This is a genomic window from Yersinia enterocolitica subsp. enterocolitica (assembly GCF_901472495.1).
Taxonomy (GTDB): domain Bacteria; phylum Pseudomonadota; class Gammaproteobacteria; order Enterobacterales; family Enterobacteriaceae; genus Yersinia; species Yersinia enterocolitica.
This window is the reverse complement of record NZ_LR590469.1, coordinates 738332-753821: the sequence shown is the minus strand read 5'-3', so window position 1 is coordinate 753821 and position 15490 is coordinate 738332. Positions and strand designations below refer to the sequence as shown.

Sequence of the window (15490 nt, the reverse complement as noted above, 5' to 3'; positions counted from 1 at the left end):
ACGTATTTTCTATTCCCTCCTTTTTAAATTTCTGACGGTGAAGCATGGCCTTGGTATCGCAAGCTCGGAGCTTGGGTAAGTACTTTTTATTGCTTGATAACTTATTAGTTGTGTTGGGTTTCTTCGTTGTTTTCCCACTCATCTCTATCCGATTTGTCGATCAGTTAGGTTGGGCTGCGGTACTCGTGGGCCTGGCACTGGGATTAAGGCAACTGGTGCAACAAGGGCTTGGCATCTTCGGCGGTGCTATCGCTGACCGTTTTGGCGCAAAACCCATGATAGTCACCGGTATGCTGATGCGTGCGGCAGGATTTGCCTTAATGGCGATGGCCGACGAACCCTGGATACTGTGGCTAGCTTGTGCTCTGTCTGGTTTGGGAGGAACCCTCTTTGACCCGCCCCGTACCGCATTGGTTATCAAGTTAACTCGCCCCCATGAGCGTGGCCGTTTCTATTCCCTCTTGATGATGCAAGACAGTGCGGGGGCAGTCATTGGCGCATTGATCGGCAGTTGGCTGCTGCAATACGACTTCCATTTTGTCTGCTGGACCGGCGCAGTTATCTTTATATTGGCCGCAGGCTGGAACGTCTGGCTGCTGCCGGCTTATCGAATCTCCACCGTACGCGCGCCGATGAAAGAAGGCCTGATGCGCGTACTACGTGATCGCCGTTTTGTCACCTATGTCCTAACCCTGACCGGGTATTACATGTTGTCGGTGCAGGTCATGCTGATGCTGCCGATTGTGGTCAATGAAATTGCCGGCTCCCCTGCTGCGGTTAAATGGATGTATGCCATTGAAGCCGCACTCTCACTGACTTTGCTCTACCCGATTGCCCGCTGGAGCGAAAAGCGTTTTCGCCTTGAACAGCGTTTAATGTTCGGTTTGTTGATAATGACATTGAGCCTGTTCCCTGTAGGCCTGATTACCCATCTGCAAACATTGTTTATGTTTATTTGCTTCTTCTATATGGGTTCTATTATTGCCGAACCCGCCCGCGAGACACTGAGTGCTTCACTGGCAGATTCGCGCGCACGCGGTAGCTATATGGGCTTTAGCCGTCTTGGACTGGCCCTCGGTGGTGCACTGGGTTACACCGGCGGGGGTTGGATGTACGATACCGGCCGAACGCTGGAAATGCCCGAGTTACCCTGGTTCCTGCTGGGCGTTATTGGTTTAATTACACTCGTTGGGCTGTACTGGCAATTTAATCAACGCCGCATTGAGTCAGCCATGTTGAGCGGCAGCTAGTCTTTTATATGCCAGAGGATACGACTTCTCTGGCCTCCCCCTGCGCTTAATTGATTCAGGGTTATCCGATTGGCAGAACATATTTCTTGTCGCACTATTCGCCCCACGACCCAACCGTAGCTGAACAAACACGGTTAATAATACAAAACGACAAGCTTAGCGGTTATTATCGGGTGAGTTTATCTGTTTGATGAGTGCTTATTGCTATGAGGTTTTAATGAATAAAATGATGTGGGGCGCGGCTGCGCTGATCGTGACAACAACATTGGTGGGCTGTAACCAACTGACTCAGTACACTTTGAGCGAACAAGAAGTTAATGATTATCTGCAAAAACATAATAACTATGAAAAACAGATTGGTATCCCAGGGCTGGTTGATGCTCATATCACGTTAACACAATTGCAGAGCCAAATTGGTCGTGCTGAACCCGGCAAAGTCACATTAACCGGTAATGCCAAAGTCGATATTACGTCGATCCTTGGCCCGCAAACTGCCGACATGCTATTAACCTTAAAAGCGCAGCCAACATTTGATCGCGAAAAAGGTGCCATCTTCCTGAAAGATATGGAATTGACTGACTATACGGTGAAACCGGAGAAAATGGATTCAGTGATGAAAGCACTGACACCTTATTTAAATCAGTCACTGAAATCATATTTTGATCAGCAACCTGCTTATGTACTGGACGGTGAAAAGAGTAAGGCTGAGGCGATGGCGAAAAAATTGGCAAAAGGCTTAGAAGTGAAACCGGGCCAATTAGTCATCCCACTAACGGACTAATTGGCACCGCACATTTAATCACAATGATACGGGGTGCTTACTCCTCCGTATCATTGTTTTCTGAAAGTTCATCCCACATGGCCTGCAATGCTTCGCGGCTCAGCTGTGCCAAAGTGCGATAAAAACCACTGGTGGCATGAGCCTCAACTTTACCAAGAAAACGGCCACACCAAGGCAGTAAATAGGCATCAAACAGTTCGATTTGTGCCGCCACTTCATCTTCCGCAGCTTGATCTTCCAGCCACGAGGCCGCCAGTAATAAACCACCAAAATGGTCTGTTGGCGCTTCTCCTAACAACGGCATACCGCGTTGTTGAAGAAAAGCTCTAACCTCGGCTTCTGGGCGTGCATCTTCATAATCGGAACCATAAGGCGAAACACTGCGTTCGTCGCCAACAAACAGAGCATTATAATCCGCGGCCAGAGCTTCAGGCAGATACTCCTGTTGCAGGCGTACCAGTAACTCACTTTGTTCTAGTGGCCAATGCTGTTCTAATTTACCCTGACTGATCAGCGTAAAAAGCGGTTCTAACAGCGGGTCTTGTGGCTGGCGATAAAAAAGCGACCCAAGAACGCGACACACCAGAGAAAAATCATTCATTTACATCATCCTGTTTCTTATTGGTTTCTAAATCAAAAAATGTGACAACGTCACATAAAAATCACAACCCGGCCAACTCCGGTATCGGCGCTCGGCCACGCTGCTCAAGGAAATTCAGCAAACGTCGCGGGCTGACATTCAAAATTCGCTCTTGCGGGAAATTCACTTCAGCAATAATGCGCTCACAATGTTCAAAGATTCCCAATGAATAAGCAATATGGGAATCCGAACCCAAGGCCAGCCAGCCGCCAGCATCCCTTACTGCTTCAGCAATCGCGCGACAATTCGTTTCGCTCCCTTTACGTGAATGTGTAAATGATGAGTTATTCAATTCCAGCGCCACATTATATTTTGCAGCAGCTTCGGCAATAGCTTTAATATCAACCGGATACTTAGGGTTACCGGGGTGGCTGATGATATGCACACTCCCCTGCGCCATAGTGGCAATCATCGCCTGAGTATTAGCGGCCTTATCTTGAGGCGGGAACACTGGCTCGTGGAAACCGGCAATCAGCAAGTCTATGGCATCCAGCATCGGGCCGGTACAATCAATGTCGCCGTCCAGATTTTTAATATTCGCTTCTATGCCACGCAAGATCCCAACGCCATCAACCAACCGCGGCCATACTCGCATGTTCATAAAGTGCCAATAATGCGGGGCATCAGCCATATCTGGGCCATGATCAGTAATGGCAAACAGTTTGATATTTTTTAGCTTAGCTTCGGCGATATAATCGTGCAGGGTACTGTAAGCATGGGTGCTGGCAATGGTATGCATATGTAAATCAACAGGATACATGACTACTCCACAAGGTCTTTTTAAGGCGGGATAGCTTTTTTGCAGGCAAAGCATAGTGCGCTAATGATAGCAGGAATTCTTCTCATCAGCAGCGCTAAAACCTCGCCGGCAATCTCGTTAGTTCCATCAAACCGTGGCAGCCCTTAAATCAGTATCCCCTCACAACATCAACCAACCCAACAGGTTCCCTTCCCGCTTCCATTGCCTGAATATTGGCAACCACCTGATCCATTGCTACCTCTGGCAAGGTAACCGCAGCAATATGTGGCGTAATGGTGACCCGAGGATGGCTCCAGAATGGATGCATTGACGGCAGTGGTTCTTCAGCGAACACATCTAATGTCGCCGCCGCGACTTGCCCGGCATTCATTGCTGCCAGTAAATCCCGCTCCAATAAGTGCGCTCCCCGTGCAATATTGATGATATAGGCATTGGCATTCAGCTGTGAAAAGAGTGACTGATTAAGGATACCGGCTGTCTGTGGGGTATGGGGCAAGAGATTAATCAGCAATTGTGTCCCCTGAATGAAAGCGGGTAACTTTTCTTGACCGGCGAAACTGGTCACTCCATCAATTTGTTTTGGCGTACGGCTCCAACAACGGACAGTAAAGCCAAACTCGGCCAGCTTGTGGGCAACACTTTTCCCTAATACGCCCGCGCCGAGAATGCCTATGGTGAATTTATCATGTTGATGCGGTTCGAGGGGGTGCCACAACTTCTGTTGTTGTTGCAGCTGATACTCATCCATACGACGGAAATAGCGTAATACGGTTGCCACGACATATTCCTGCATCTGCAAAGACATCCCGGTATCTTCCAGCCGCACCAATGGCACGCCCGCAGGTAATGTTCCGGGATGACGCCGCTCTTGATCCAATATAGCGTCCACCCCCGCCCCCAACGCAAACACCCCTTTCAGTTCAACACGACTGGCAAGCATCTCCTGAGGTGGCTGCCAAACCAGCGCATAATCTGCCGGCTGGGTGTCACCACGCCGCCATGGCCTGATATTCGCAGTGGGTAAGCGCGACTGTAGCCCTGATAACCACTGTTTTGCCTCAAAGAATGGGTGATAAAAAATAATATTCATTATTTGCCAGCTCCTTGCGAAAGTATTGAATAGACTTTCGCGATTAGCTCGCAGATGCAAGCGCTACTCGCAAGAAATGACGATGAAATCAGCAAATTGCTGTAACTTTAGCTAAACAACTACAAAGCGCGCATAAGAGGGTTGACGCTGGGCACACTTTTGCCTACATTACGCCGGTCAGCCCCATTGAATGTGGCTGATGGTACTAGCAGTAACATGGTGAGGTGTCTGAGTGGCTGAAGGAGCACGCCTGGAAAGTGTGTATACGTGTAAGCGTATCGAGGGTTCGAACCCCTCCCTCACCGCCATATTGAAGTGAAAAGCTCATGAAATTCATGGGCTTTTTTCATTTTAGCCGTTGATACTAAATATTTTAGCCGTTGATACTAAATATAGTTGTGTGTCAGAAATTATAAATAATGCTTGTCATTAATTGATTATGTAGCCTTTTAGCATCTCATGCTACAACGTGAAGAGTATTTCAAATTTGGAATATAATCCACAAGGGCATAAATATATGAAACTTTATTTTATTTTTTTCTTATTCCTATTTTATTTACAAACTTCAGTCGCATCCCCTCTTATAGTCGCGCATCGGGCTGGCACCGCTGATTTCCCTGAAAACACGCGGTATGCCATTGAAAAATCATTATCTAATCAGGCTGACATTGTCTGGATTACCATTCAATTCAGTAAAGACGGTATACCTGTGTTATACCGGCCTATGGATTTAAGTGAGTTAACAGACGGTAGTGGCCCTGTTTCTGACTATACGTTGGAAGAATTACAATTATTAGATGCAGCTTATCATTTTAAACAGGATGACCAATATATTTACCGTGGGCGCGGAGTCAAGATCCCTTCATTACACCCGATATTGTTATCCTACCCTCAGGTGAAATTTATTATTGATATTAAATCCCCTGACGCAGACCCAGAAATAGTAGCGCATTCACTAATAGAAATGAGAGAAAATATCCAGTCACCTGATCGACTGGTGTTCTATTCTACTGAACAAAAATATCTTGACGCACTCCCAGAATATTTGAATAAATTCGAATCTCGTAAAATAACCCGTAAAATTCTGGCTAATGCGATAATGGCAGGCAAATGTATAATAGCTAAAAATAAGGGTGATTTGTTCATTAGTAGCCAAAATAAACATTATGCCTTCGAATTAAGACGTGATGTAAAAGTCGTAGAAAAATTCACTCTGGGTAAAGGGACTACCCGCACCCAGTTAGTTTGGAACCAACAAGCAATGGACTGTTTCAAGGAGAGCGAAGAGGCAAAAATATTGTTGATTGGTATAAATTCAGCCAAGGATTATCAATTAGCTAAAAAGCTGGGAGCCGATTATGTGATGGTCGACTCACCACTTCAGGCCAAAGAGTGGCGTTAATCTCATCTTATTTGTCTGCGATTCATCCTATCTGCACGCGGAATAACCAGATGACAAACAACAAATAAATACTGCTTGACCATCTGCTTGCCGGTCACTATAGTACCGCCCCGTTGCAGTGCATAGCGCAGTAACGAAACGGTGAGGTGTCTGAGTGGCTGAAGGAGCACGCCTGGAAAGTGTGTATACGCGTAAGTGTATCGAGGGTTCGAACCCCTCTCTCACCGCCATATTCGAGCGAAAGGCGCTGACGAAAGTCAGGGCCTTTTTCTTTGTTGGGCAATCCGGCGCTTCCGCATATGATTAAGAGCGCCGCCGTCGGTCTTTAACCATGCGGTCACCCAGCGGAGAAAAAGGCATTAATCGGCTATAAACCACCTGATTACGACCTTGATTTTTCGCCTGATACAGTGCTTCATCCGTCATTTTCAATGCCTTTAACATCGACATCCCCGGTAAAAAAAGAGAGGCCCCAATTGAAATTGTCGCCTTAAGTTTTCGTCCATCAGGCAATTGCACATCTAAACTCTCTACACGCTGACGAATACGTTCAGCAACCGCTTTAATAGCTTGTGGGTCATGGCTATGAGTAATAATAATAAATTCCTCACCACCGTAACGACCCACAAAATCCTCATCCCTGACAGCCGTCATCAATAATTTCCCAACTTCGGTTAATAAGATGTCACCACCATCATGGCCATAGGTATCATTAACGGACTTAAAGTGGTCGAGATCCAAAATAAGTAGACCACATGCCTGACGATTGTGATTAATGCTATTCAGGCGATAATCAGCACTCGACCGGTTATTCAACTGGGTTAATTTGTCGATATTGGCCCTATCTTTCATCGCAAAATAGGCATAAATATGGCGCTCTTTAAAATTCAGAGCGTGATAACAAATAGCTAAACAAAGCGCAGAAATGAGTTGATATACCACAATCTGCGTCCAGAAGAGAGTATTAGGAACCAATAAAACAGCGGTAAGCATTCGATAAATGGCAATTAAGATAATAGTGGTATAAAAGATGCGACTACTCTTTTTCTCCCATACTTTGGAGAATAAAAGAGGAATAATCACTATTGTTATTAATACGTTGTCTAATGTCACCCAACCGGTAAAAGTGAAATTTATCACCAACGCAGTTAAACCACTTAGCCAACCGCCATAAAACGTGACCAAAATAATCGGGATCAGTTCGAAACTGTAGAAGTACGCCCCAGAAATAACCCACTGATCTTGATTGAGATAAAGTGAAACCAATCCCGCTATTAAACCAAATACAATACGCTTCCAAACCTCTCCATTATAGGAGAAAGGGCTGTTCTTACTTAAGGCAAAATAACCAATAGAGAGAGTTGCATAAGTGACACAGGCATCTCGGTATAACGTTGACAAAGAATCTAATTCACTCATGGCGTAGCATCAGTCCTTTGAATTCTCAGTGTTGATTTTCGGCCGCACACCTGCAGCCGATTTTTTTCTAAAATCAAGTCACGTTCTAGTCCTAAATTATTCATCGGAACCTTAGATATTATGCAGAGATTGATAGTTTCTAACCTAAATCTTAGCTGCGAGATAGACTTTATTCCTGAATAATTTCATTATGCGGCCTCCTCCTATCCTGGAGTAACAAGATATCTCTTAATCATTTAACCTCCTTCAGACAAGCTGCATTCTTCTTTTGTTAATGCTTTTACTCAGTTTCTAACACTTGATGCTCAAAGCATGCCCTACTCGCGATAATAGGCAGTTTGAATTTCACCTTACAGAAAATTGTCTTGCCGGTCATGAATCCGTTTATTTAAACCACTTTATAAAACTAGCTGTTATCTCTATTTCTACCAGAGATTGATATACATCTAGATCTCATGCTGTGAATTGGCGTATCGTGGTTATCTGCTACTCGAGACGGACCCTTATTGGGCCGCCATTTATTTTGTCTTTTCTTTATTTGGTTTGCACCTTAGATGAAAACGCACGGAATTAACGGCATTAGGCCGTTCAGCGCGATTATTGACGCTTGCTGGCGAGAAACCTATACACTTCAACGCCTTATAAAAGATATAATTGCCGGTATTACTGTCGGCATTATTGCTATTCCACTGGCTATGGCACTGGCAATTGCCAGTGGTGTTCCCCCACAGTACGGCTTATATACCTCGGCAATTGCCGGGATTGTTATTGCGGTCAGCGGCGGCTCCCGTTATAGCGTATCTGGCCCTACCGCAGCCTTCGTGGTTATTCTTTACCCAGTATCACAACAATTTGGTCTGGCCGGTTTATTACTGGCGACATTGCTTTCTGGCGTGTTTTTATTGTGTATGGGGCTGGGCAGATTAGGCCGCTTAATTGAATATATTCCGCTGTCAGTCACGCTCGGCTTTACCTCGGGAATTGGTATCACCATCGCCACCATGCAAGTGAAAGATTTCTTCGGTCTACACTTGCCGGAAGTGCCGGAAACTTATGTGGGCAAAGTAGCAGCACTTGCCCAGGCACTGCCAACCATCAACTTCAGTGATACGTTAATTGCAACTGTGACTCTGATGGTATTAATTCTCTGGCCACGATTAAAATTAAAGTTACCGGGTCACTTACCTGCACTCGTCGCTGGTACCGCTGTTATGGCAGTTTTATCGTTATTTGATCATCAAGTTGCCACTATCGGCTCACGTTTTGGCTATTTATTGGCTGATGGCACACAAGGCCACGGTATCCCCCCTATTTTGCCGCAATTTGTCTTACCCTGGCATCTCCCTGCCGCCAATGGGCAAGAATTTGTTTTGAATTGGGCAACACTTTCGGCACTGCTACCAGCAGCCTTTTCGATGGCGATGCTCGGGGCGATTGAGTCGTTATTATGCGCAGTGGTTCTTGATGGCATGACTGGGCAAAAACATCACTCAAACAGTGAGTTAGTCGGTCAGGGGCTCGGTAATATGGTGGCACCGTTCTTCGGTGGTATCACCGCCACTGCGGCTATTGCACGTTCGGCAGCTAACGTCCGTGCAGGAGCAACCTCACCGGTGTCAGCAATTATCCATGCCCTACTGGTGTTACTGGCTTTATTGGTTTTGGCACCGATGTTGTCATACCTGCCGCTGGCTGCCATGGCCTCGTTGCTGCTCATCGTGGCCTGGAATATGAGTGAGGCGCATAAAGTGGTCGACTTACTGCGCCGTGGCCCTAAAGATGACATTATCGTCATGCTGTTGTGTATGAGTCTGACGGTATTATTCGATATGGTGATTGCTATCACGGTAGGAATTGTATTGGCCTCACTGCTATTTATGCGCCGTATTGCCCGCATGACCCGTCTAAGTGAAATTCCTACTGAAATGAATGAACATCGGCTAGTGTTGCGCGTTAATGGGCCACTGTTTTTTGCCGCCGCAGAGCGGATATTTAACGAATTACTCAGCCGTAGCGAAAATTACGATACCATCATTCTGCAATGGGACGCTGTACCGGTTCTGGATGCTGGGGGATTAAATGCGTTTCTGCGCTTCACTGAGGCCTTGGGCGAGCATCAACAACTCATTATCACGGATATTCCTTTCCAACCGCTAAAAACGCTGGCAAGAGCGCGGGTACAACCTATTGAGGGTAAGTTGAGCTTCTACGGCTCACTCCCTGAGGCTTTAACGGCCTTAGCGACAAAATAACCTTTTCCTCATTATCAACATCTTTTTCGCTATCAAAAAAGGCAGCTTAAGTAGCTGCCTGAGCTTAATGACAAAGTGCCCGTGTCGGTGAAAACAGGCAGATCGTAAAGACGCCGTAAACCCATCCCTGGGGGCTAGAGCCGCGCCGTCCCTGGCGCGGACGCTTTACTCTTCTACCTGCCTTCACCTTGCAAGATCGAGTCCTTAGGGTTTGTCAGCAGTCTGAGGCAGCTTAAGTAACTGCCTTTTTATTTATTCAGATTTTATTGATGAAGGTTTTCTTACTTGCTGGTATCAAGTTCCGGGAAGCTTTTCACCAAATCATCAATCGCTTTCATTTGCATCAGGAACGGCTCCAACTTGTCTAATGGCAATGCCGATGGGCCATCACATTTAGCGCTGTTTGGCTCTGGATGCGCTTCAATAAATAGCCCAGCCAAGCCAACAGCCATACCCGCACGGGCCAGTTCTGCCACTTGAGCACGACGACCACCTGATGCTGAGCCAAACGGATCGCGGCACTGCAATGCATGAGTCACGTCGAAAATCACCGGATGACCGCCCGTCGCTTTTACCATCACATTGATACCTAACATATCAACGACCAGATTGTCATAACCGAAGTTACTACCACGATCGCAAAGAATAACCTGATCATTACCGGCTTCTTTGAATTTCTCAACGATATTACCCATTTGACCAGGGCTAACAAACTGAGGCTTCTTCACGTTGATAACCGCACCAGTCCGTGCCATCGCTTCAACTAAATCAGTTTGACGCGCCAGGAATGCTGGCAATTGGATAACATCCACCACCTCTGCAACAGGCTGGCACTGGCTTATTTCGTGAACATCGGTGATCACTTTTACGCCAAATTGCTGTTTCAGTTCCTGGAAAATTTTCATCCCTTCTTCCAGGCCTGGGCCACGGTAAGAATGAATTGAAGAACGGTTGGCTTTGTCAAACGAGGCTTTAAAGACGTAAGGGATCCCCAACTTTTGGGTAACAGTCACATAATGCTCGCAGATACGCATCGCCAAATCACGAGACTCAAGCACGTTCATGCCGCCAAACAGCACGAAAGGCAGGTCATTCGCTACCTTGATATCGCCAATGCTAACCACTTTCTGTTTCATACAAATACCTTTATAAAGGATAAATCGAGATTAATTACAGTGAGTTATTACTCAACAAGGTGATTACCATAACTATACCCAAAATAATTCGAGTTGCAGGAAGGCGGCCAACACACATGCAGCTTGAAGTATGATGGGTATCAGTGCAATGTCACCCGCTGCTGCTCAATGGAGTGGATCTGCATTTTTATCATTTCAGCGATAGGGTCTTCCGGACATTGCTCGACAAAATAGCTTAAATCAGAGATGGCGATATGATTGCAATCCAATTGGGCATAAATCAGGCCACGATCGCGGATTTCATACGGGTCATCGGGGTCAAAAGCCAACACTGCTTCGCTGGCACGCAAAGCCAGTTCCATCTGCTTCTCTTCCATTAATGCCGCTTTCAGGGTGTCGAGCATTTTGCGCACAATCAGGGTGTTTTCCGCTTCTTCCAAATCTTCATCTTCCAATTCGGCGCTCAGCCCCAGATTGCCTTTGATCCACACTTCCAGCATATGCTCATTCAGTGTTTCACCGTTCAATGGATTAATCAGCCACATTTCTTCATCGAGCCAATCTGCACGAAGAATTAATTGAGTTGGAAATATCACCGGCATCAATGGCAAGTCCAATTGATGTGCGATATGCAGAAATATAACGCCGAGTGACACTGGCGTCCCTTGACGCTTATTCAGCACATTATCTAACCAGATAGCATCTGACAGACGGTAAACTCCCCCTGCGCCACCAAACTTCCACTTACGATAAAACAGATCGATAAGCACTTCTAATTGCTGATCCTGATTGAGACCGTCGGGCATTGCAGCCCTGGCATCATCGACGAGCTGTTGTAGTTGATTGCGTACATCAGCCAGTGGAAAATTCTGTCGAATCTCCTGGGTAACCAGTAACACCCCATCACACAGGGACGCGTTGTTAAATTCGAAATCAGCAATGCTACTCATAGATATCCCATCAGCAGTGGTAACTTAGTTGTTGCCAGTTTTATAATTAAATACAGGCAACCCAATGCGAGTATAAAGGCAAGCCAGCGACGATTCTGGCTGCGAGTTCGCTTACCTAATGCAACATAGCCAAGCAGGATATAGATAATAACGCCAAACAACTTTTCAGTCAGCCAGGTTCCTTGCGGACTGAAAGGATAAAATCCAGTAATAAAAATCAATACAATGCCGCTGACAAACAGCAGCGTATCATTGATATGCGGCGTTATTTTTACCCAGCGTTTATCCATCATAGCTGAACCGCGACATTTCCAGAAGAAACGTAACACAAACAGCGTAATACTGATAACCACTGTGAGTAAATGCAAATACTTCATGGCGATGTAGTCAACCCACATGTCTCTCAGTCCTTAATTTATGCTGAACGGGAATTTTCTTGTTTAAGTACCCATTGCGCCAAAGTCACACGATCATTATTACCATAATCTTTATACGTCATTACAGCACTAAATCCGCTATTGTTAAGCAGCTTCTGTACCGCTGTGGCTTGTTGCCAACCATGCTCCAACATCAACCATCCCCCCACCTCTAAATAAGCCGGTGACTGGCGAATAATTTCAGCCAAATCAGCTATCCCCTCAGCCTCAGCCACCAGCGCACTATGTGGTTCATAGCGCACATCACCTTCATTAAGATGGGGGTCATTGGCATCGATATAGGGCGGGTTGCTCACAATCAGCGTAAATCGCCCGCTCACCGAGTCAAACCAGCTACTTTGCAGGAAATCCACATTATTTATCGCGAGTTTTTTGGCATTATGGCGGGCCAGAGCAACAGCATCAGCTTTAATATCAACCCCCATCACCGCGCAATCTGGGCGTTCGCTGGCTAATGCCAAAGCAATGGCACCAGTGCCAGTTCCCAAATCCAGAATACGGCATGGAGTGACAGGCAAATGCGCCAAAGCTTGCTCAACTAAGCATTCGGTGTCCGGGCGAGGAATTAATGTGGCGGAGGAAACACTTAATGGCAGCGACCAAAACTCGCGCTCCCCCACCAGATAGGCAATCGGCTCACCCTGTTCACGCCGCGCGGCCAATGGCTCTAACACCGCCAATTGCTCGGCGGTAAGTTGGGTTTCACCAAAGGCCAATAAATAGGTGCGAGCGCGCCCTGTAACGAAACTCAGGAGAATTTCTGCGTCGCGTTTTGGGCTATCACTTTGGTTAAAACGGGCTGCCGCTTGCGACAGCCACTGCTGATAATCCATTAATCTTGCTCGGACAACGCAGAGAGCTGATCAGCTTGATATTCCTGCACAATCGGCTGGATAAGCATATCCAGTTTACCTTCCATCACCTCATCCAAACGGTAAAGTGTCAGGTTGATACGATGGTCTGTCACGCGCCCTTGCGGGAAGTTATAGGTACGATTGCGGTCAGAACGGTCGCCAGAGCCTAATAAGTTACGGCGCTCAGAGGCCTCGGCTTGCTGCCGTTTTTGCATCTCTGCGGCACGAATACGTGCGCCCAACACTGACATCGCCTTGGCTTTGTTCTTATGTTGCGAGCGCTCATCCTGACATTCCACTACAATTCCGGTGGGAATATGGGTAATACGAATGGCTGAATCCGTGGTGTTAACGTGCTGCCCCCCCGCACCTGAAGAGCGGAAGGTATCGATGCGCAAGTCACCCGCATTGATTTCCGGCATTTCAGCTTCGGGAATAGCCGGCATCACCGCTACAGTACAAGCCGAAGTATGGATTCGGCCTTGCGATTCGGTTTCTGGCACACGCTGAACACGATGGCCACCCGACTCAAATTTTAACTGCCCAAAGACACCATCACCGGATACCTTGGCAATCACTTCTTTATAACCGCCATGTTCACCTTCACTGGCGCTCATGATTTCCACTTTCCAGCGACGGGCTTCAGCGTAGCGGCTATACATACGGAACATGTCACCGGCAAAAATAGCCGCTTCGTCACCACCGGTTCCGGCGCGGATTTCCAGGAAGCAATCACGCTCATCATCAGGGTCTTTGGGTAGCAACAGAACTTGCAGTTGTTGTTCCAGCTCTTCACTGCGAGCTTTAGCTTCTTTCAGTTCGTCCTGCGCCATTTCTCGCATTTCGGGATCGTCGAGCATCATTTCTGCTGCTTCGATATCATCTTGTACACTGCGCCATTCTTTGAAACAGCGAGTAACATCCGTCAGTTGCGCATATTCACGTGATAACGCGCGGAAACGGTCTTGGTCGGCAATAACATTGGCATCGCCAAGGTGCGCTAACACTTCTTCGTGGCGCTCTTGTAACGCTTCCAATTTGGCAACAATAGAAGACTTCATCCGTGGTTTTAAACCCTGTAATTAGAGGAAACTAATGCTGATCCAGCCCAAGGCTGTCGCGTAATAATTGCAACCGCTCCATATCGCCATCACTGGCAGCTTGCTGGAGGGATTTGGTGGGAGCATGGATCAGGCGGTTGGTTAGCTTATGGGCCAGTTCATTTACCACCTGTTCAACATTGGCACCCTGCTCAATGGCGGCTAATGCTTTTGCCGTCATCTCACTACGAACTTGTTCAGCCTGAGAGCGATAATCACGAATGGTTTCGACCGCCCCCTGAGCGCGTAACCAGGTCATAAAATTCATGCTTTCTTGCTGTACTATCGACTCGGCCTGAACTGCGGCAGCCTGACGTTGCGCCATATTGTGCTGAATAATCGCCTGTAAATCATCAACGCTGTATAAATAGGCATTCGACAGTTTACCCACTTCCGGCTCAATATCACGCGGCACCGCGATATCAACAAACAACATAGGTTGATTGCGGCGGCTTTTCAGCGCGCGCTCCACCATCCCTTTACCAATAATGGGCAGCGGGCTGGCGGTCGAACTGATAATAATATCGGCATCGGCTAAACGCGCATCAATCTCTGGCAATGTAATCACCTCTGCTCCGACCTCTGTCGCCAGCGCTTGGGCGCGCTCGCGGGTCCGGTTAGCAATAATCATATGCTTGACTTGATGTTCTCTCAGATGACGAGCCACCAGCTCAATGGTTTCCCCCGCGCCAACCAACAATACATTCAGCTCTGACAGTGACTCAAAGATTTGCCGTGCCAAGGTACAGGCAGCGAAAGCCACCGAAACAGCACTAGCACCAATTTCAGTTTCTGTGCGAACCCGTTTGGCGACCGAAAATGTTTTTTGGAATAACCGCTCCAATTCGCCAGAGAGCGATTGCTCGCGTTGCGACTCTGCAAAGGCTTTTTTCACCTGTCCCAGAATTTGTGGCTCGCCCAACACCAGCGAGTCCAGCCCGCTGGCAACGCGCATCAGATGGCTAACTGCGTCATTGCCATGATGCCAATAGAGGCTTTTTTTTACTTCATCCGGGCTGAGTTTATGGTAGTTACACAGCCAGGCAATCAGTTGTTCGTGCAGGTTTTCTTGCTGTTCTACGCTGAGATATAACTCAGTTCGGTTACACGTAGACAACACGACACCGCCCTGCACCAACGGCTGTTGGAGCAAGCTAGCAAGTGCCTGATCGATCGATTCAGGTGAAAATGTCACCCGTTCACGTAACGATACAGGAGCGGTTTTGTGGTTAATGCCTAATGCAAGCAGAGTCATGAGAACGGCTTCGAGTAATACTGATGTTAGTATGGATTCTCGTCTGAACCGCATTCTACTTGATGCGCGGGATCAATAAAAGTCGCAGTGCATCATCCTAAGTATTATCCCAAATTATGTTCAATAATTGATTATATGATGTACAACATAGAACAAGATATTGA

At 47.0% G+C, this 15490-nt stretch carries 14 protein-coding genes and 2 tRNA genes; 6 read left to right on the top strand and 10 right to left on the bottom strand.

From position 1 onward, the window contains the following. The first annotated feature begins 44 nt into the window (after positions 1-44). Together mdtH and FGL26_RS03485 are read left to right on the top strand one after the other, a co-directional pair. Positions 45-1250, top strand: a complete 1206-nt coding sequence (gene mdtH, locus FGL26_RS03490) for a multidrug efflux MFS transporter MdtH (protein WP_005161289.1) — start codon at positions 45-47, stop codon at positions 1248-1250. A 217-nt stretch (positions 1251-1467) separates the two neighbouring features. Then, a complete protein-coding gene (locus FGL26_RS03485) occupies positions 1468-2031 on the top strand; it encodes a lipoprotein (RefSeq protein WP_005169126.1) in 564 nt (187 codons plus the stop codon). A 37-nt stretch (positions 2032-2068) separates the two neighbouring features. On the opposite strand, the gene FGL26_RS03480 is transcribed toward FGL26_RS03485, so the two are convergent. From FGL26_RS03480 to ghrA, 3 genes are all read right to left on the bottom strand, one after another. After that, positions 2069-2632, bottom strand: a complete 564-nt coding sequence (locus tag FGL26_RS03480; RefSeq protein WP_005169125.1) for a TorD/DmsD family molecular chaperone — start codon at positions 2630-2632, stop codon at positions 2069-2071. Positions 2633-2693: 61 nt separating this feature from the next. Next, positions 2694-3431, bottom strand: a complete 738-nt coding sequence (locus tag FGL26_RS03475) for a phosphatase (RefSeq protein ID WP_005169123.1) — start codon at positions 3429-3431, stop codon at positions 2694-2696. Between the two features lie 148 nt (positions 3432-3579). Then, positions 3580-4521: a glyoxylate/hydroxypyruvate reductase GhrA gene (gene ghrA, locus FGL26_RS03470; protein ID WP_032908360.1), complete on the bottom strand. Its 942-nt coding sequence runs from the start codon at positions 4519-4521 to the stop codon at positions 3580-3582. Between the two features lie 218 nt (positions 4522-4739). Between ghrA and FGL26_RS03465 the strand changes: the two genes are divergently transcribed. The 3 genes from FGL26_RS03465 (at position 4740) to FGL26_RS03455 (ending at position 6153) form a co-directional block, all read left to right on the top strand. Next, positions 4740-4829, top strand: a tRNA-Ser gene (locus FGL26_RS03465). 209 nt (positions 4830-5038) lie between these two features. Then, positions 5039-5923, top strand: coding sequence for a glycerophosphodiester phosphodiesterase family protein (locus FGL26_RS03460; RefSeq protein ID WP_005169119.1), 885 nt, complete (start codon positions 5039-5041; stop codon positions 5921-5923). 140 nt (positions 5924-6063) lie between these two features. Continuing rightward, positions 6064-6153, top strand: a tRNA-Ser gene (locus tag FGL26_RS03455). 73 nt (positions 6154-6226) lie between these two features. On the opposite strand, the gene FGL26_RS03450 is transcribed toward FGL26_RS03455, so the two are convergent. Continuing rightward, on the bottom strand, positions 6227-7342 hold the full coding sequence (locus FGL26_RS03450) for a GGDEF domain-containing protein (protein ID WP_005169117.1): 1116 nt from the start codon (positions 7340-7342) through the stop codon (positions 6227-6229). Between the two features lie 554 nt (positions 7343-7896). On the opposite strand from FGL26_RS03450, the gene dauA reads away from it, so the two are divergent. Then, positions 7897-9594 carry a C4-dicarboxylic acid transporter DauA gene (gene dauA / locus FGL26_RS03445; protein ID WP_005169115.1) on the top strand — a complete coding sequence of 566 codons (1698 nt, stop codon included), beginning with the start codon at positions 7897-7899 and terminating at the stop codon, positions 9592-9594. Between the two features lie 281 nt (positions 9595-9875). On the opposite strand, the gene kdsA is transcribed toward dauA, so the two are convergent. The 6 genes from kdsA to hemA form a co-directional block, all read right to left on the bottom strand. Beyond that, a complete protein-coding gene (gene kdsA, locus FGL26_RS03440; protein WP_005161312.1) occupies positions 9876-10730 on the bottom strand; it encodes a 3-deoxy-8-phosphooctulonate synthase in 855 nt (284 codons plus the stop codon). 140 nt (positions 10731-10870) lie between these two features. Then, entirely contained in the window at positions 10871-11680 is an 810-nt protein-coding gene (gene sirB1, locus FGL26_RS03435; protein WP_005169113.1) for an invasion regulator SirB1, read from the bottom strand. Next, entirely contained in the window at positions 11677-12078 is a 402-nt protein-coding gene (locus FGL26_RS03430; RefSeq protein WP_005169111.1) for a SirB2 family protein, read from the bottom strand. Before FGL26_RS03430 ends, sirB1 begins: the two co-directional genes overlap by 4 nt. 17 nt (positions 12079-12095) lie before the next feature. Further along, on the bottom strand, positions 12096-12950 hold the full coding sequence (gene prmC, locus FGL26_RS03425) for a peptide chain release factor N(5)-glutamine methyltransferase (RefSeq protein ID WP_005169109.1): 855 nt from the start codon (positions 12948-12950) through the stop codon (positions 12096-12098). Further along, complete coding sequence (gene prfA / locus FGL26_RS03420) at positions 12950-14032, bottom strand: peptide chain release factor 1 (protein WP_005161322.1); 1083 nt, start codon at positions 14030-14032, stop codon at positions 12950-12952. The genes prmC and prfA overlap by 1 nt, the downstream gene beginning before the upstream one ends. Before the next feature lie 31 nt (positions 14033-14063). Then, positions 14064-15326: a glutamyl-tRNA reductase gene (gene hemA / locus FGL26_RS03415; RefSeq protein WP_005169107.1), complete on the bottom strand. Its 1263-nt coding sequence runs from the start codon at positions 15324-15326 to the stop codon at positions 14064-14066. Between the last annotated feature and the right edge of the window lie 164 nt (positions 15327-15490).